The following is an 18,289-nucleotide window of genomic DNA, read 5'->3' on the forward strand; positions in this document are numbered from 1 at the left end:
GTAAAAAAGCGTAAGTCCTCGTACCGTAAGGCCTGGAAGACATGTCAATAATTAAGAAAAAAAATTCAAAATTTGATCGAGTGCTGATTTCTTCAACGAGAGGTCAGAATTGCGCAACATGATGTCGCGCAATCTTTATAAGAATAACAGATGACGTTAGTCGTTTTTGGCGGTTGTATGCAACATATAGTTAACATCCACGCCCGGTGCGAGTTTGAATTTATCGGTCAATGGATTGAAATGCAGACCGGTGATGTGTTGCTCTTTAAGCCACGTCTGGTCAACCCAGCTCAGTAACTCAGCAGGCTTAATGAATTTCTTCACGTCGTGTGTCCCTTTCGGCACCATGCGCAGCACATACTCTGCGCCGACGACGGCCATCAGCCAGGCTTTACCATTACGGTTGATGGTCGAGAAGAAGACCTGGCCGCCCGGTTTCACCAGTTCTGCGCAGGCGTGCACTACGGACTGCGGATCGGGAACGTGCTCCAGCATCTCCATGCAGGTCACCACATCGTACTGATGCGCATGTTTGGCCGCGTGCTCTTCCACGGTTTCCTGCACGTATTCTACCTTTATGCCGGACTCCAGGGCATGGAGACGGGCAACCTGCAGCGGCTCAAAGCCCATGTCCAGACCCGTGACAGTAGCCCCTTCGCGCGCCATGCTCTCTGCCAGGATACCGCCACCGCAACCGACATCGAGCACTTTCTTACCGAACAGACCGCCGGAACGCTCCGCGATGTAGCCCAGACGCAGCGGGTTAATACGGTGCAGAGGTTTGAACTCACCCTCGAGATCCCACCAGCGGGACGCCACCGCTTCAAATTTGGCAATCTCTTCATGGTCAACGTTGTGAGACACCGGGGATTTTTCGGCATTCATGGGCGCTTTTACTCCTTATTTAGCAAGACGAATGAGTATATCAGGCAATCCCTGTGAATAAAGCGTATAGGTTTACCTCAATCACCTCGGCTGTGTTATAATTTGCGACCTTTGAATCCGGGATACAGTAGAGGGATAGCGGTTAGATGAGCGACCTTGCGAGAGAAATTACACCGGTTAACATCGAGGAAGAGCTGAAGAGCTCCTATCTGGACTATGCGATGTCGGTCATTGTTGGCCGTGCGCTGCCGGACGTCCGCGATGGCCTGAAGCCGGTACACCGTCGCGTACTATACGCCATGAACGTATTGGGCAATGACTGGAATAAAGCCTACAAAAAATCTGCCCGTGTCGTTGGTGACGTAATCGGTAAATACCATCCTCATGGTGATTCCGCGGTGTACGACACTATCGTCCGTATGGCGCAGCCATTCTCGCTGCGTTACATGCTGGTAGATGGTCAGGGTAACTTTGGTTCTATCGACGGCGACTCCGCCGCGGCAATGCGTTATACGGAAATCCGTCTGGCGAAGATTGCCCATGAGCTGATGGCCGACCTGGAAAAAGAGACGGTTGATTTCGTTGATAACTACGACGGCACGGAAAAAATTCCTGACGTTATGCCAACGAAAATCCCTAACCTGCTGGTGAACGGTTCGTCCGGTATCGCCGTCGGTATGGCAACCAACATTCCGCCGCACAACATCACGGAAGTGATCAACGGTTGCCTGGCTTATATCGACGATGAAGACATCAGCATTGAAGGGCTGATGGAACACATCCCGGGCCCGGACTTCCCGACGGCGGCGATCATCAACGGTCGTCGTGGTATTGAAGAAGCGTACCGCACCGGTCGCGGCAAGATTTACATCCGTGCCCGCGCAGAAGTGGAAGCGGACGCCAAAACCGGCCGTGAAACGATCATTGTTCACGAGATCCCGTATCAGGTGAACAAAGCGCGTCTGATTGAAAAAATCGCCGAGCTGGTAAAAGAAAAACGTGTTGAAGGTATCAGCGCGCTGCGTGATGAGTCTGATAAAGACGGCATGCGTATCGTGATTGAAATCAAACGCGACGCGGTGGGTGAAGTTGTTCTGAACAACCTGTACTCCCAGACTCAGCTCCAGGTTTCCTTCGGTATCAACATGGTTGCACTGCACCATGGTCAGCCGAAGATCATGAACCTGAAAGAGATCCTGAGCGCGTTCGTGCGTCACCGCCGTGAAGTGGTGACTCGTCGTACCATCTTTGAACTGCGCAAAGCGCGCGACCGTGCGCACATCCTTGAAGCGCTGGCGGTTGCCCTGGCTAACATCGACCCGATCATCGAACTGATCCGTCGTGCGCCAACCCCGGCAGAAGCGAAAGCGGCACTGATTTCCCGTCCGTGGGATCTGGGTAACGTTGCAGCGATGCTGGAACGTGCGGGTGATGATGCTGCGCGTCCTGAGTGGCTGGAACCCGAGTTCGGCGTGCGTGACGGTCAATACTACCTGACTGAACAGCAGGCCCAGGCGATTCTGGATCTGCGTCTGCAGAAACTGACCGGCCTTGAGCATGAAAAACTGCTCGACGAATACAAAGAACTGCTGGAACAGATTGCTGAGCTGCTGCACATCCTGGGTAGCGCAGAACGTCTGATGGAAGTGATCCGTGAAGAGCTGGAGCTGGTCCGCGATCAGTTCGGCGATGAGCGTCGCACCGAAATCACCGCGAACACCGCGGACATCAACATCGAAGACCTGATCAACCAGGAAGACGTTGTTGTGACCCTGTCTCACCAGGGCTACGTGAAGTATCAGCCGTTAACCGACTACGAAGCACAGCGTCGTGGTGGTAAAGGCAAGTCTGCGGCACGTATTAAAGAAGAAGACTTTATTGACCGCCTGCTGGTGGCGAACACCCATGACACGATCCTCTGCTTCTCAAGCCGTGGTCGTCTGTACTGGATGAAGGTCTACCAGTTGCCGGAAGCGAGCCGTGGCGCGCGTGGTCGTCCAATCGTTAACCTGCTGCCGCTGGAAGCGAACGAACGTATTACCGCCATTCTGCCGGTACGCGAGTACGAAGAGGGCGTGAACGTCTTTATGGCGACCGCCAGCGGTACCGTGAAGAAAACCGCGCTCACCGAGTTCAGCCGTCCACGCTCTGCCGGTATCATCGCGGTGAACCTGAACGAAGGTGATGAGCTGATTGGCGTGGATCTGACCTCCGGTTCGGATGAAGTGATGCTGTTCTCTGCGGCCGGTAAAGTGGTGCGCTTTAAAGAGAACGCCGTCCGTGCAATGGGGCGTACCGCTACGGGCGTTCGTGGTATCAAGCTGGCTGGTGAAGACTCTGTGGTTTCCCTGATTATTCCGCGCGGTGAAGGGGCTATCCTGACCGTGACGCAGAATGGTTACGGTAAACGTACGGCGGAAGGGGAATACCCAACCAAGTCTCGCGGCACGCAGGGCGTTATCTCTATCAAAGTCACCGAACGCAACGGTTCCGTTGTGGGCGCGGTTCAGGTAGATGATACCGACCAGATCATGATGATCACCGATGCCGGTACGCTGGTGCGTACGCGCGTTTCTGAGATCAGCGTGGTGGGTCGTAACACCCAAGGCGTGATCCTCATCCGTACTGCGGAAGATGAAAACGTTGTGGGTCTGCAGCGTGTCGCAGAGCCGGTGGACGACGAAGAGCTCGATTCCATCGACGGCAGCGTCGCTGAAGGTGATGATGATATCGCACCGGAAACCGACACCGACGACGATGCAGCGGATGACGCTGACGAGTAATATTGCATGATGCAAAAAAGGGCCGGATTCCGGCCCTTTTCTTTTGCAGAAGCAGATAACTCAACGTTGCGACAAGGCGCGTTTACCGCTACCTTAAACCCATTCTTTTTGACCCCGACGGCGGAGCCTCGCCCCTTTGAAATACCTCGTCTCCTTTCGTACTACGCTGAAAGTATCTCGCTATCTGTTTCGGGCGCTGGCGCTCTTGCTTTGGCTGCTGGTGGCATTGTTCTCGGTGTTTTACATCGTTAACGCGCTGCATCAGAAAGAGGCGGAGATCCGCCAGGAGTTTAATTTAAGCTCCGACCAGGCCCAGCGCTACATTCAGCGAACGTCTGATGTAATGAAGGAGCTGAAGTACATTGCTGAAAATCGTCTGACGGCGGAAAACGGTATTCTTGCCCTCCGCGGTCGTAACGACAAAACCGAAGTCCCGGACTTCCAGCCGCTGTTCCCGGATTCCGATTGTTCCACCATGAGCAATACCTGGCGTGGGTCACTGGAATCTCTTGCCTGGTTTATGCGCTACTGGCGCGACAATTTTTCTGCTGCTTATGACCTCAATCGCGTATTCCTGATTGGCAGTGAAAATCTCTGCGTGGCGGATTTTGGCCTGCGCGATCTTCCCGTCGAGCGTGATGATGCGTTGAAAAGCCTGCACGAACGCATCGTGAAATACCGCAATGCACCGCAGGATGAGCGCGGAAATAACATCTTCTGGATAAGCCAGGGTCCGCGCACGGGGGTGGGTTATTTCTACGCCCTGACGCCGGTGTATCTGGGCAATCGCCTGCAGGCGCTGCTGGGGATTGAACAGACCATTCGCATGGAAAACTTCTTCACCCCGGGCAGTCTGCCAATGGGGGTGACTATTCTTGATGAAAATGGACATCAGCTTATCTCCCTTGCCGGGCCGGACAACCGTTTAAACGTCGATCCGCACTGGATGCAGGAGCGATCGTGGTTTGGTTATACCTCGGGGTTCCGCGAACTGGTGCTGAAGAAGAGCCTGCCGCCTTCGTCGCTGAGTATCGTCTATTCGCTGCCGGTGGATATGGTGCTTGAGCGGATACGTATTCTTATCATGAATGCGATTCTGCTCAACCTGCTGGTGGGGGGCGCGCTGTTCACGCTGGCGCGCATGTATGAGCGGAAAATCTTTATTCCTGCCGAAAGCGACGCCCAGCGGCTGGAGGAACACGAGCAGTTTAACCGCAAGATTGTTGCCTCGGCGCCGGTGGGGATCTGTATTCTGCGTACCCAGGACGGGACCAATATCCTGAGTAATGAGCTGGCACATAATTACCTGAACATGCTGACGCATGAGGATCGGCAAAGGCTGACGCAAATTATCTGTGGTCAGCAGGTTAACTTTGTCGACGTGCTGACCAGCACGCACACTAACCTGCAAATCAGCTTTGTTCATTCCCGCTATCGCAATGAAAACGTGGCGATTTGCGTGCTGGTGGATGTTTCTGCACGCGTGAAGATGGAAGAGTCGTTGCAGGAGATGGCGCAGGCGGCAGAGCAGGCCAGTCAGTCGAAATCGATGTTCCTTGCGACCGTCAGCCACGAGTTGCGAACGCCGCTGTACGGGATTATCGGTAACCTCGACCTGTTGCAGACGAAGGAATTGCCGAAAGGGGTCGACAGGCTGGTGACGGCGATGAACAACTCCTCCAGCCTGCTGCTGAAAATCATCAGCGATATTCTCGACTTCTCCAAAATTGAGTCTGAGCAGCTGAAAATCGAACCGCGTGAGTTCTCTCCGCGTGAGGTGATGAACCACATCAGCGCCAACTATCTGCCGCTGGTGGTGCGTAAACAGCTGGGGCTTTACTGTTTTATCGAACCGGATGTGCCGCTGACATTGCACGGCGATCCCATGCGCCTGCAGCAGGTCATCTCTAACCTGCTCAGTAACGCCATTAAATTCACCGATATCGGCTGTATTGTTTTACACGTTTGCCGGGCCGGAGACTACCTGAGTATCCGCGTGAGGGACACGGGAGTGGGTATTCCAGCGAAAGAAGTGGTTCGTCTGTTCGACCCGTTCTTCCAGGTCGGTACCGGCGTGCAGCGTAACTTCCAGGGCACCGGGCTGGGGCTGGCGATCTGTGAAAAGCTCGTGAGCATGATGGACGGCGATATCTCTGTTGATACTGAGCCCGGCATGGGTAGTCAGTTCACTATCCGCATTCCGCTCTATTCGGCTCAGTATCCGGCAAAAACGACGGTTGACGGCCTGAGCAATAAGCGCTGCTGGCTGGCGGTGCATAATGCTTCACTGAATGACTATCTCACTGCGCTGCTCACTCACAGCGGCGTGAGGGTGTCCCGTTATGAAGGTCAAACACCGGATGTGGACGATGTGCTGATTACCGACGATATGCCGGAACAGCCGTGGCAGGGAAGAGGGACGGTACTCTTCTGCCGTCGTCACATCGGCATCCCGGTTGAGCGTGCGCCGGGAGAATGGGTACATAGCGTAGCAACGCCGCATGAGCTGATGAGCCTGCTGGCACGCATCTACAAAGTGCATCTGGAAGAGAGTGACGGCGCGGGTGGATTACCGTCACCGGAGTCTCTGGCGTCGGTGAATGACGATATGATGATTCTGGTGGTGGATGACCATCCGATTAACCGCCGCCTGCTGGCCGACCAGTTGGGTTCGCTTGGCTATCAGTGCAAAACGGCTAATGATGGCGTGGATGCGCTGAATGTACTGAGTAAAAATCATATTGATATCGTTCTCAGCGACGTAAATATGCCGAATATGGATGGCTATCGTCTGACGCAGCGCATCCGCCAGCTTGGCCTGACGTTACCGGTTGTGGGCGTGACGGCGAATGCGCTGGCGGAAGAGAAACAGCGCTGCCTGGAGTCAGGTATGGACAGCTGTTTATCAAAACCGGTGACGCTGGATGTGCTGAAGCAGACACTGTCTGTTTATGCGGATCGCGTGAGAAAAACGCGGATATAAAAAAAGGCCCGCAAGGGCCTTTTACGTTTTCACCCTTCCCTGTGGGAGAGGGGCACACGTAGGGAATCAATCCTTATCCGTTGCGCTCAGCGTGACGGAGGAGAGATAGTTCAGCAGGGCAATATCGTTGTCCACACCCAGCTTCATCATCGCTGATTTCTTCTGGCTGCTGATGGTTTTAATACTGCGGTTCAGCTTCTTGGCAATTTCGGTCACCAGGAAACCTTCGGCGAACAGGCGCAGTACTTCGCTCTCTTTCGGCGACAGGCGCTTGTCACCGTAGCCACCTGCGCTGATTTTTTCCAGCAGGCGAGAGACGCTCTCAGGCGTGAATTTCTTGCCTTTCTGCAGCGCAGCGAGCGCTTTTGGCAGATCGGTTGGTGCGCCTTGTTTCAGCACAATGCCTTCGATATCCAGATCCAACACCGCGCTCAGAATCGCCGGGTTGTTGTTCATGGTCAGAACGATAATCGAGATATCGGGGAAGTGACGTTTAATATATTTGATGAGCGTGATCCCATCACCGTACTTGTCCCCAGGCATGGAGAGATCGGTAATGAGCACGTGTGCATCAAGCTTTGGGAGGTTATTGATCAGTGCTGTAGAGTCTTCAAATTCACCGACTACATTCACCCACTCGATCTGTTCAAGTGATTTGCGAATACCGAACAGTACAATCGGATGGTCATCGGCAATAATTACGTTCATATTGTTCATGTATAAGGCTACCTTGCTACAGCAAGCTTTTGACGTAGGCGTCAATGTCGCTGATGTATTTTTCAATGCCAGAGGCATCTTTCTCACGAATTAGATGTTCCAGCGTTTCACATAACTGCTTGCCGGGAACCAGATTAAGCATGGCAAACACCCCTTTAAGCCGGTGTGCTGTCTGTGCCAGCGCTGCAAAATCATTCGCAGCGGACTCAGTATACAACCGCTTAACATCATCTGGTACTGTATCAACAAAGAGCGAATAATATCCGCTGGCGTGAAGCTCGGCATTTTCATTGCTGCCTTGCGGGGATTCCGCTATCTCTTCCTGCGCCAGCTGTTCTTCTATTAGTTGTAGTACAGCTTCCTGCATCGCATTGCTTATATTAAAGTTGACGCGCAGCTGGCCAGGGCCGATTTTCCGCACGCCTGACTCATCATCGCTTAAAAGCAAGCCGGAGGCAGTAAGATTAGACGGATTATCAGTTAAAAACAGATCAAATTCTTGACTTGCCAGCCTTTCATCCGGCGTGATGCAGGCCGCGCCCCAGTTTTCTAACTGACGAACCACAATATTGCGGATCTCATTTGAGGTCACATCGACCATCACCACAACATCATCCAGCAGACGTTCTTCATCTTCTTCTTGTGGATTGGCGGCCATTTTAACGTGCAGAGAGTACCGGGTGCCGAGGGATTCACGGGCCTTGATATTCAGGTGACCACCAAGCTTACGCGCCAGTTGATCGCATAACCAGAAGGTCAGCGCATTGGCTTTGCCGTAATGATCGCTCTGCGTGTCATTAAGGAACGGGAAGTGCAGATTATCAATTTCGCTCGTTGTGACGCCTTCCCCGGTGTCCAGGATGCGGAACGTCAGACGATCTTCAGCAGACTCGTCTGTGCTCACCTCCAGGGTGATCTTGCCAATCTGCGTGGTGGTCACCGCATACTGAATAAGCATCAGCAGAATGCGGCGCAGTGCTTCGCGATCGCCATGACGTTCATCATTCGCGGATAAATGGTTATTGATTAGCAGTTGCAGTCCTTTGCGCTTAATCACGGGCAGGACTTCCGGAACCACTTCATCGATCAGATTCTGAATGGAGAAGAGGGTAGGTGTTCCTTTCCAGAAATCATTCTCCAGCATATTCGCCAGTTGGATCTCATCAACCATACGAACCAGTGAGTCGGCCTGGCTGGCAAGCTGGTGGCTTTCTGACGTATTTAACGCTGCCGCCTGGGTTGCCAGCGTTTTTAATGGCTGTTTGAAGGCATCACCAATATTCTGCATGAATGCCGCGCGCCCCTGCTGGTTTTTCTCATACAGTCTTTGCGCCTGCTTCAGCTTTTTATTCACCAGCACTTCTCTATCCTGATCGCGGATAATGAAAATTTGCGTGCGTGGGGCGATTTGACTGCGGAACTGACGGATCTCGTACAGTTCATTGTTGATGGTGGCCTGAATCACCCCCTGGTGCTGATCCGCCATGGTGGTGATGTTTTGCAGGTTAAGATGCGGCAGCAGATGGTCGGCAATTTTGTTGCTCATCACCGTACGATTCGCTTCCTGGTCGTGAACTAAGACCCCAAGCGGCAGCACGGAAACAATCTCTTCATTCAATGCACGTAACACGCGCAACTCATTAGTGGTGCCCGCCGGAACCGCAGAGGCGTCGCTTTGACGACCCGGCTGGAAACGAAACGTACTGTAGCCAAACAGAGCCAGCGCCAGCAGACCGATATTCAGCAGCAGAGGCAGCAGGATATTTTGCAGGGTGTCGAGCAACAGCGTGCCAAACGGCACCTGCCACACCAGACGCATACCGGTTGAGTTCAGCGAAGAGGCAATTTCAATTTTCGAGCCATTAAAAGAGATCGATACGCTCTCTGCGGCCTCTTTGTCAGACGCCGCACGCATATTCTGTGTGCTGCTGTCTGGCTCAAGGCGGAAGCTGTCGAGCGGCATATCCGGCGGGATTAAATCATTAATTGGCAAATCGAAGGCCACCACCGTCGCCAGATGCCCTGGCTGGTTGAACGTGGTGCGCAGGGTAAAATAGTGACCATTTTGCCAGGCCAGGCGACGCAGGGAAGAGAAGCTCTCACGTTCATCGAGAGCATTTGCCTGCTGCAACATCTCTGCCCGACGGGAATCGACGATGCTGCCCACGGTTGTCTCTTTAAACCCGGAAGAGAGATCTTTCAACGGCAGCGTCGAGATCAGGATCATGCTGTTGTCCTGACCATTCAGATAGTACATCGACCACGGCACGGTTTCGGCTCCCCAAAGGGTATCCAGATAGGTCGAAATGCGCTGCGTCATCTCCAGCGTCGCACTGTCGTGAGAGCCAAAGATAAGTGCCTCCGTTTTGCGCTGCGGTTTTTCGAGATAATAGACGTCCTGCTTAAGACGTGTCTCCTGCAGCCCATCCCCGGATGAGGTTGCGGGCGCAGCCGCAATATTGTCGTAAATCTGCCAGGTGGCGTAGCGCCAGGTATCAATGCGTTTGTGTACGGCATGGGTGATATCAACAACCTGATAGCTTTTGTCCTTTAGCCAGGCGTTCACCGCGCTCTGCACCATAACCCCCATGGTGACTAACAGCACAACGATCAAAAGAAGAAAGAAACGGGTGATGCTCCCGGGGAGGAGGGAGAATTTGCTCGGGGCGGTAGTTTCAGTCTGACTCATTGATATCTCTAACCTGTGATGGTCGTGCTCTGTCGCGATAGGGCAGTATAAAGGGTAATAACTGAATTTCCAGCGCCACTGGTCTGGAAGCGACGACTTTTTCCACAGGTAATATCAGAGATGGAAAGTGTCCTAAACATGTACACACTCACCGGGAATGTACAAATATAAAACAGTGCTATATGGCAAAAAGCACGAATTAACAAGAAATTGAGTTTTTCATCATTTTTTCCACGTCAGGGGATACGCGGCGAGAATTTAGTTAATAGTCGTTACAATTTCAGGGTGGTAGCACAGGAAAAGAAAATTTACGTAAAGAAAGGTAAAAAAAAACCGAATGCGAAGCATCCGGTTGAATTAGGGATAAACAGACATTCAAAACTGAATGACGGTAATAAATAAAGTTAATGATGATAGCAGGGGTTATTTTAGAGATTAGGCGCGATCTTGTTTTGTCATTCAGTGCTGTAACGAATTTTATTGTAAATTGTTGATATTTATGTGGTTATTTTTCTGTTTGATTATGCGTGCTAAATTTCTAAGCTATTTGTGCTTTGTAAAAGTTCCTTGATATTTACAAATTGAAACATGTTGATGCATAAATGAAACATCTTCAAAGTTTTAGTATCATATTCGCATTGGATTATTCTGTAATTTTGCGGAGAATGAAATTGCCGACTGGTTAATGAGGGTTAACCAGTAAGCAGTGGTAATTATAAGGCATATAACAGAGGGTTAATAAAATGAAAGTTAAAGTACTGTCCCTCCTGGTACCAGCACTGCTGGTAGCAGGCGCAGCAAATGCGGCCGAAATTTATAACAAAGATGGCAACAAATTAGATCTGTACGGTAAAGTCGATGGTCTGCACTATTTCTCTGACGACAAGGGTAACGACGGCGACAAGACCTATATGCGTCTTGGCTTCAAAGGCGAAACTCAGGTTAACGATCAGCTGACCGGTTACGGCCAGTGGGAATACCAGATCCAGGGCAACACCACTGAAGGTGACAACCAGTCCTGGACGCGTGTGGCGTTCGCGGGTCTGAAATTCGCTGAGGCGGGTTCTTTCGATTACGGTCGTAACTACGGCGTAATCTACGACGTAACCTCCTGGACTGACGTTCTGCCAGAATTTGGCGGCGATACCTACGGCGCAGACAACTTCCTGCAATCCCGTGCTAACGGCGTTGCAACCTACCGTAACCAGGACTTCTTTGGTCTGGTTGACGGCCTGAACTTTGCTCTGCAATATCAGGGCAAAAACGGCAGCGTAAGCGGTGAAAACACTAACGGTCGCAGCCTGCTGAACCAGAACGGCGACGGCTACGGTGCATCCGTGACCTATAACCTGGGCGAAGGCTTCAGCGTGGGCGGCGCAATGTCCTCCTCCAAACGTACCGCCGACCAGAATGCAGCTGGCGTATACGGTAAGGGCGATCACGCAGAAGTCTATTCTGGTGGCCTGAAATACGATGCCAACAACATCTATCTGGCAGCGCAGTACTCTCAGACCTACAACGCAACCCGTTTCGGTACCTCTAACGGCAGCAACCCAACTACCGCTTACGGCTTTGCCAACAAAGCGCAGAACTTTGAAGTGGTTGCTCAGTACCAGTTCGACTTCGGCCTGCGTCCTTCCGTGGCTTACCTCCAGTCTAAAGGTAAGGACATTGAAGTTTACGGCGATCAGGATCTGCTGAAATATGTTGATGTGGGTGCGACTTACTACTTCAACAAAAACATGTCTACCTATGTGGACTACAAAATCAACCTGCTGGATGACAACAACTTCACCAAACAGGCTGGTATCGGTACTGATGATATCGTAGCGCTGGGTCTGGTTTACCAGTTCTAATCGCTTCGCAATTTGACAAAGGGGCCTGATGGCCCCTTTTTAGTCTGTTTTTTTAGGATCTCACAACTTACCCGTTTTGGTGTACTCTTGCCGCCCTGGCATGAGGATAATAATGAATGGACATGACTTTTTTACGCGCCAGCTTTCTGGCTACTTTTTTTTTCCTGACCGCTTGTGACTCTTCCACGCCGCCGGTGGCGAAAGCCGATGCACCTGCGGCGACGGTGCTTGAAGGTAAAACGATGGGCACCTTCTGGCGCGTCAGCGTTATGAACCTTGATAAAACGCGCGCAGACGAACTCCGTGGCAAAATACAGTCTCAACTGGATGCCGACGATCAGCTACTTTCAACGTATAAAAATGACTCGGCGCTGATGCGCTTTAATCTCTCAAGCAGTACTTCCCTGTGGCCGGTTAGTGAAGCGATGGCCGATATCGTGACGGAGTCACTCCGCGTGGGCTACAAAACCGGCGGAGCGATGGACGTCACCGTTGGACCGCTGGTAAATCTCTGGGGGTTTGGCCCCAACAAGCAGCCGGTCACCACACCCGATCAGGCAGCCATTGATGATGCCCGTGCCAGAACCGGTCTACAGCATCTGACGGTGATCAATCAGTACGGTCAACAGTACCTGCAAAAAGATATCCCCGATCTGTTTGTCGACCTGTCAACGGTTGGGGAAGGCTATGCGGCAGATCACCTGGCAGCGCTGATGGCCCAGGAAGGGATTTCGCGTTATCTGGTGTCTGTGGGGGGCGCCTTAGTGAGCCGCGGCATGAACGCCAGTGATAAGCCCTGGCGGGTGGCCATCCAAAAGCCGACCGATCGGCAAAACGCCGTGCAGGCGATGGTGGATATCAACGGGCATGGCATCAGCACATCCGGAAGCTACCGTAACTATTACGAACTTGACGGTAAACGCATTTCGCATGTCATTGACCCACAGACCGGGCGCCCAATCACCCATAATCTGGTTTCGGTGACGGTCATTGCACCCACTGCGCTGGAAGCCGATGCCTGGGATACCGGGTTAATGGTACTCGGACCGGAGAAAGCCAAAGAGGTGGTTCGCCAGGAAGGGCTGGCGGTTTATATGATCATCAAAGAGGCTGACGGATTTAAAACCTGGCATTCGCCGCAGTTCAACAGCTTCCTGGTGAGCGAAAAAAATTAAAAAGCAAGGTTGCGGGTTTTTTATCAGTGGCACTCAGGCACGCTGTATGTATGCTTGTAAGAGGAGTTGATGATGAAAAACCCGACCTTTATTACCGATGAAGAGCGCTGGCAGGCCGTGCTGGCCCGCGATCCACGCGCTGACGAACAGTTTGTCTTTGCCGTGCAGACCACGGGGATCGTGTGTCGTCCGTCCTGTCGTGCCCGCCACGCGCTGCGTAAAAATGTCTGCTTTTATGCTGATGTCCACCATGCCATTCAGGCAGGGTTTCGCCCGTGCAAGCGCTGCATGCCGGACAAAGGCAATCCTCAGGAACAGAAACTGGCAAAAATAGAGCACGCCTGTCGCCTTCTGGAGCAGGATCCCACTCTGACACTGGAAAAGCTGGCTAACCAGGTTGCCATGAGTCCTTTCCATTTCCATCGTCTGTTTAAATCCGTGACGGGTATGACGCCAAAAGCCTGGCAGCAGGCGGCGCGGGGACAGCGACTGCGCACGGCGCTTGCGCAGGGAGACAACATTACCGACGCCGTGCTGGCGGCAGGATTTCCTGATAGCAGCAGTTATTATCGTAAAGCCAGCGATACGCTGGGTATGACGGCGAAACAGTATCGTAAAGGAGATGTGGCCGTGCGTTACGCCATTGACGACTGTTCGTTAGGACTCTGTCTGGTTGCTGAAAGCGAGCGGGGGATCTGCGCGATACTGCTGGGTGACAGCGATACAGAATTAACCGAAGAGCTTGCTACGCTGTTTCCAAAAGCAGAGCGCGTACCGTTGGAAGACGCTTTTGCGCTGCGGACCCACCAGGTGATCGCCAGTATTGATAACCGTGCAGTGCCGCTGTCACTGCCGCTGGATATACGTGGAACTGCTTTCCAGCAGCGCGTCTGGCAGGCACTTCGCGACATTCCCTGCGGCGAAACGGCAAGTTATCAGCAGGTGGCAAAAGCAATTGGTAAACCCAATGCCGTACGTGCCGTTGCCGGAGCCTGTGCTGCAAACAAACTGGCAATTGTGATCCCCTGCCATCGCGTTGTTCGCAATGACGGTGCGCTATCGGGTTACCGATGGGGAACTGAACGAAAAGCGTTATTACTGAAACGTGAGGCGGAACACCAGGAGGGATGATGCTCGATCTTTTTGCGGATGCTGAACCCTGGCAGGAACCCCTTGCTCCGGGCGCGGTGATCCTCCGCCGCTTTGCACTTTCACGTGCGGCGGCGCTGCTTGCCGGTATTGAAGAGGTAACGGCCGTTTCACCGTTTCGCCATATGGTGACGCCGGGAGGCTACACCATGTCGGTGGCAATGGCCAACTGCGGAGAACTCGGTTGGGCGACGAACGAACGGGGCTATTTGTATGCCCCTGTCGATCCCTTAACCGGTCAGCCGTGGCCTCCCATCCCTGCTGTTTTTCAGTCTCTCTGCCACGAGGCCGCCGTGGCTGCGGATTATCCAGACTTCCGCCCGGATGCTTGTCTGATTAACCGCTACGCCGTGGGTGCGAAGCTCTCGCTGCATCAGGATAAGGATGAACCTGACCTGCGCGCGCCTATCGTATCCGTCTCCCTGGGTCTGCCTGCCGTCTTCCAGTTCGGCGGGTTACGCCGCAACGACCCGCTCAAGCGCCTGATGCTGGAGCATGGCGATGTGGTGGTGTGGGGCAGGGAAGCGCGGCTGTTTTACCACGGCATTCAGCCTCTGAAACCCGGGGTTCACCCATTAACTGGCGAGTACCGATTTAACCTGACCTTTCGCCAGGCAGGAGAGAGTAAATAAAAATAAGAATTATTCTTGATGTAACCGCAGGGCAGTTTACACTGCTGGCTGATTTTTATTGTCCGGATTGCCTGCATGCAACTAATTCTTCTTGTCTGGCGTCAGTATCGCTGGCCCTTCATTGCAGTAATGGCGTTAAGCCTTGCCAGTGCCGCATTAGGTATTGGCCTGATCGCATTTATTAACGTACGTTTGATTGAAATGGTCGACACGTCACTCTCCGTTTTACCGGAGTTTCTTGGCCTGTTGCTGTTGTTGATGGCGGTCACGCTCGGCTCTCAGCTGGCGCTGACTGCGCTTGGGCACCATTTTGTTTTTCGTTTACGCAGTGAATTTATCAAGCGGATTCTGGACACCCAGATCGAGCGTGTTGAACAACTCGGAAGTGCTTCTCTGCTGGCGGGACTGACCAGCGATGTGCGCGCCATCACTATTGCATTCGTCCGTTTACCGGAACTGGTCCAGGGGATCATTCTGACCTTTGGCTCTGCGGCCTATCTCGCCTGGCTCTCCAGCAAAATGCTGGCAGTGACTGCTCTATGGATAGTCATTACCATCTGGGGCGGTTTTGTTCTGGTGTCACGCGTCTATAAACACATGGCGGTGCTGCGCGAAACCGAAGATAAGCTCTATAACGATTACCAGACGGTGCTGGAAGGGCGTAAAGAGCTGACGCTGAACCGCGAACGTGCCGAGCATATCTTTAACCATCTCTACCTACCGGATGCGCGCGAATACCGACACCATATCATTCGCGCCGATACCTTCCACCTGAGCGCGGTGAACTGGTCAAACATTATGATGCTGGGCGCCATTGGCCTGGTATTCTGGATGGCGAACAGCCTGGGCTGGGCGGACACCAACGTGGCGGCAACCTACTCATTAACGTTACTGTTTTTACGCACACCGCTGCTCTCCGCTGTCGGCGCACTGCCTACCTTGCTGAGTGCGCAAGTTGCGTTTAATAAACTCAAAAAATTCGACCTTGCGCCGTTCAAAGCCGAATTTCCGCGCCCGCAGGCCTTCCCCAACTGGCAAACGCTGGAGCTTCGTAACGTTACGTTCCGCTATCGGGACAATGCCTTCTCCATAGGACCGGTCAACCTGACGATACATCGCGGTGAGCTGTTGTTCCTGATTGGGGGCAACGGTAGTGGTAAATCGACGCTGGCAATGTTGCTGACCGGGCTCTATCAGCCGCAATCGGGCGAGATTTTGTTGGACGGTAGGGCGTTGAACGCGGAGAAACCTGAGGATTACCGCCAGCTTTTCTCGGCGGTGTTCACCGATGTCTGGTTGTTTGAACAACTGCTTGGGCCTGAAGGGCAACAGGCCAATCCTGCGCTGGTGGAGAAATGGCTGGCACAATTGCAGATGTCGCACAAGCTGGAGCTACAGGACGGAAAGATCCTCAACCTGAAACTCTCTAAAGGGCAGAAAAAACGCGTGGCGCTGCTGCTGGCGCTGGCGGAAGAGCGCGACATTATTCTGCTGGATGAGTGGGCAGCGGATCAGGATCCGCATTTCCGCCGCGAGTTTTATCAGGTTCTGCTGCCGCTGATGCAGGAGATGGGCAAAACCATTTTCGCCATCAGCCACGACGATCATTACTTCATTCATGCCGACCGTCTGCTGGAGATGCGCGACGGTCAACTGAGCGAGTTGACCGGTGAAGAGCGAGATGCGGCGTCGCGTGACGCGGTGGCGCGTACGGCATGATGCCGTTACCCTCTCCCCCACAGGGAGAGGGGATAAAACGTGGCCGTAATGCCGCTTTTTTCTCCATCCCGCCCTGTTGTTTATTCTTATTTACATATCCCCGCGCTATGCTTAATACCATCTTATTTCATGGATTTATGATTGATGTCGGTATTAACGAAAAACAGCGCCAGACAGCGTGACCAGGAACGCGCGCGACTGATCTGGCTTCTCACGACCGATAAAGCGGTCACTTCTGCGTTATTGGGCAAACTGACCCTGGCTGAGCAATATGATGTCGGCACCTTAGCCGACGATATTGCTGAGGTAGGTGCGCTGGTTGCCCATTTACCCCCGCCTGACCTGGCCGATACCCTTGAGGCGCTCCCTTCGGAGGAGCGCCATGCGTTGTGGCGTCTGGTGCAGGATCACGAGCGTGGTCAGGTGCTGCTTGAAGCCTCGGAAAACGTCTGGGATGACCTTATCGACGAGATGAGCGACCGGGATATTCTTGATGCGCTGAAAACGCTGGATATCGACGAACAGATTTACCTTGTTCAACATCTGCCGCGTAATCTGACCGGCCGCCTGCTGGCCTCTTTGCCAGCCGAAGAGCGGGCACGTGTGCGTCAGGTGATGCACTACGAGAAACACAGCGTTGGCGCGATCATGGAGTTTGGCGTTATCACGGTACGCCCGGACGTTACGCTTGGTACCGTCCAGCGCTACCTGCGCCGCCTCGGCAGTATGCCGGATAACACCGATAAACTGTTTGTGACCTCGCGGGATAAAACGTTGCTCGGTGAGCTGGAACTGAAAACGATCCTGCTCAATAGTACTCAACGGCGGGTGAGTGAAGTGATGGAGACCGAGCCGATGGTCTTCTCTCCGGAAGACGATGCTGAAAAAGCGGCGCGTACCTTCGAACGTGACGACCTTGTGAGTGCAGCGGTAGTCGATTCTGTCGGCAAGCTGATGGGGCGTCTGACCATTGATGAGATCGTTGATGTGGTTTACGAAGAAACTGATAACGATTTACGTGCTCTCGGCGGGCTCAGCGCGGAAGACGACGTCCATGCATCCGTTGGCAAGGCCGTCAAAACCCGCTGGGCGTGGCTTGCCATTAACCTGTGTACTGCGTTTATCGCTTCCCGCGTGATTGATGGTTTTGAACACACTATTTCTCAGTTAGTCGCGCTGGCGTCGCTGATGCCGATTGTGGCCGGGATTGGCGGCAACACCGGAAACCAGACTATCACTATGATCGTCCGCGCCCTGGCGCTGGAGAACATTCAGCCCGGCAACTTTACCTTCCTGATCTTAAGAGAAATGGGCGTTGCGCTGATTAACGGCCTGGTATGGGGCGGCATTATGGGCGGTATTACCTGGTGGCTGTACGACGATATGGCGCTAGGAGGCGTGATGATGCTGGCGATGGTACTGAACCTGCTGGTGGCATCAATGATGGGCGTGATTATCCCTCTGACGATGACCAAACTGGGACGCGACCCTGCAGTGGGGGCGAGCGTGATGATCACTGCCATCACCGATACCGGTGGCTTCTTTATTTTTCTTGGGCTGGCGACGATTTTTCTTCTTTAATCAGATGCTTAATACGGGCGGGAAGCAGTACCATGATGATAATCCCGCCCAGTACACCCAATCCTTTCACTGCGTTTGCAAATTAATCGGTACCAGCAGCCAGCGTAATTCCCCACAAAC

11 protein-coding genes are annotated in these 18,289 nt (G+C 53.1%); 8 read left to right on the forward strand and 3 right to left on the reverse strand.

What is annotated here, in order from left to right:
• Window positions 1-156: 156 nt before the first annotated feature.
• Window positions 157-885, reverse strand: coding sequence for a bifunctional 2-polyprenyl-6-hydroxyphenol methylase/3-demethylubiquinol 3-O-methyltransferase UbiG (gene ubiG, locus AC0XWG_RS14570; protein ID WP_475680736.1), 729 nt, complete (start codon window positions 883-885; stop codon window positions 157-159).
• A gap of 146 nt (window positions 886-1,031) precedes the next feature.
• Here ubiG and gyrA point away from each other — a divergent pair, with 146 nt between their 5' ends.
• Complete coding sequence (gene gyrA, locus AC0XWG_RS14575) at window positions 1,032-3,668, forward strand: DNA topoisomerase (ATP-hydrolyzing) subunit A (protein ID WP_028016271.1); 2,637 nt, start codon at window positions 1,032-1,034, stop codon at window positions 3,666-3,668.
• Window positions 3,669-3,804: 136 nt separating this feature from the next.
• Window positions 3,805-6,651, forward strand: coding sequence for a two-component system sensor histidine kinase RcsC (gene rcsC / locus AC0XWG_RS14580; RefSeq protein WP_028016272.1), 2,847 nt, complete (start codon window positions 3,805-3,807; stop codon window positions 6,649-6,651).
• Window positions 6,652-6,717: 66 nt separating this feature from the next.
• Here rcsC and rcsB read toward each other — a convergent pair whose 3' ends face one another.
• Entirely contained in the window at window positions 6,718-7,368 is a 651-nt protein-coding gene (gene rcsB / locus AC0XWG_RS14585) for a response regulator transcription factor RcsB (RefSeq protein ID WP_003859405.1), read from the reverse strand.
• Between the two features lie 16 nt (window positions 7,369-7,384).
• Window positions 7,385-10,057, reverse strand: a complete 2,673-nt coding sequence (rcsD, locus tag AC0XWG_RS14590; protein WP_028016273.1) for a phosphotransferase RcsD — start codon at window positions 10,055-10,057, stop codon at window positions 7,385-7,387.
• A 743-nt stretch (window positions 10,058-10,800) separates the two neighbouring features.
• Here rcsD and AC0XWG_RS14595 point away from each other — a divergent pair.
• The 6 genes from AC0XWG_RS14595 (at window position 10,801) to mgtE (ending at window position 18,169) form a co-directional block, all read left to right on the forward strand.
• On the forward strand, window positions 10,801-11,913 hold the full coding sequence (locus AC0XWG_RS14595; RefSeq protein WP_028016274.1) for a porin OmpC: 1,113 nt from the start codon (window positions 10,801-10,803) through the stop codon (window positions 11,911-11,913).
• Between the two features lie 116 nt (window positions 11,914-12,029).
• Window positions 12,030-13,088 (forward strand): FAD:protein FMN transferase ApbE, encoded by a 1,059-nt coding sequence (apbE, locus tag AC0XWG_RS14600; protein WP_028016275.1) that lies wholly within the window; start codon window positions 12,030-12,032, stop codon window positions 13,086-13,088.
• Window positions 13,089-13,160: 72 nt separating this feature from the next.
• Window positions 13,161-14,219 carry a bifunctional DNA-binding transcriptional regulator/O6-methylguanine-DNA methyltransferase Ada gene (ada, locus tag AC0XWG_RS14605; RefSeq protein WP_049006423.1) on the forward strand — a complete coding sequence of 353 codons (1,059 nt, stop codon included), beginning with the start codon at window positions 13,161-13,163 and terminating at the stop codon, window positions 14,217-14,219.
• A complete protein-coding gene (gene alkB / locus AC0XWG_RS14610) occupies window positions 14,219-14,869 on the forward strand; it encodes a DNA oxidative demethylase AlkB (RefSeq protein WP_028016277.1) in 651 nt (216 codons plus the stop codon). Before ada ends, alkB begins: the two co-directional genes overlap by 1 nt.
• A gap of 75 nt (window positions 14,870-14,944) precedes the next feature.
• Window positions 14,945-16,588: a multidrug ABC transporter permease/ATP-binding protein gene (locus AC0XWG_RS14615; RefSeq protein WP_128347404.1), complete on the forward strand. Its 1,644-nt coding sequence runs from the start codon at window positions 14,945-14,947 to the stop codon at window positions 16,586-16,588.
• A 144-nt stretch (window positions 16,589-16,732) separates the two neighbouring features.
• Window positions 16,733-18,169: a magnesium transporter gene (gene mgtE / locus AC0XWG_RS14620; RefSeq protein WP_049006426.1), complete on the forward strand. Its 1,437-nt coding sequence runs from the start codon at window positions 16,733-16,735 to the stop codon at window positions 18,167-18,169.
• Window positions 18,170-18,289: the final 120 nt, after the last annotated feature.

The sequence above is a fragment of the Enterobacter sp. DVT3837 genome (assembly GCF_056238685.1).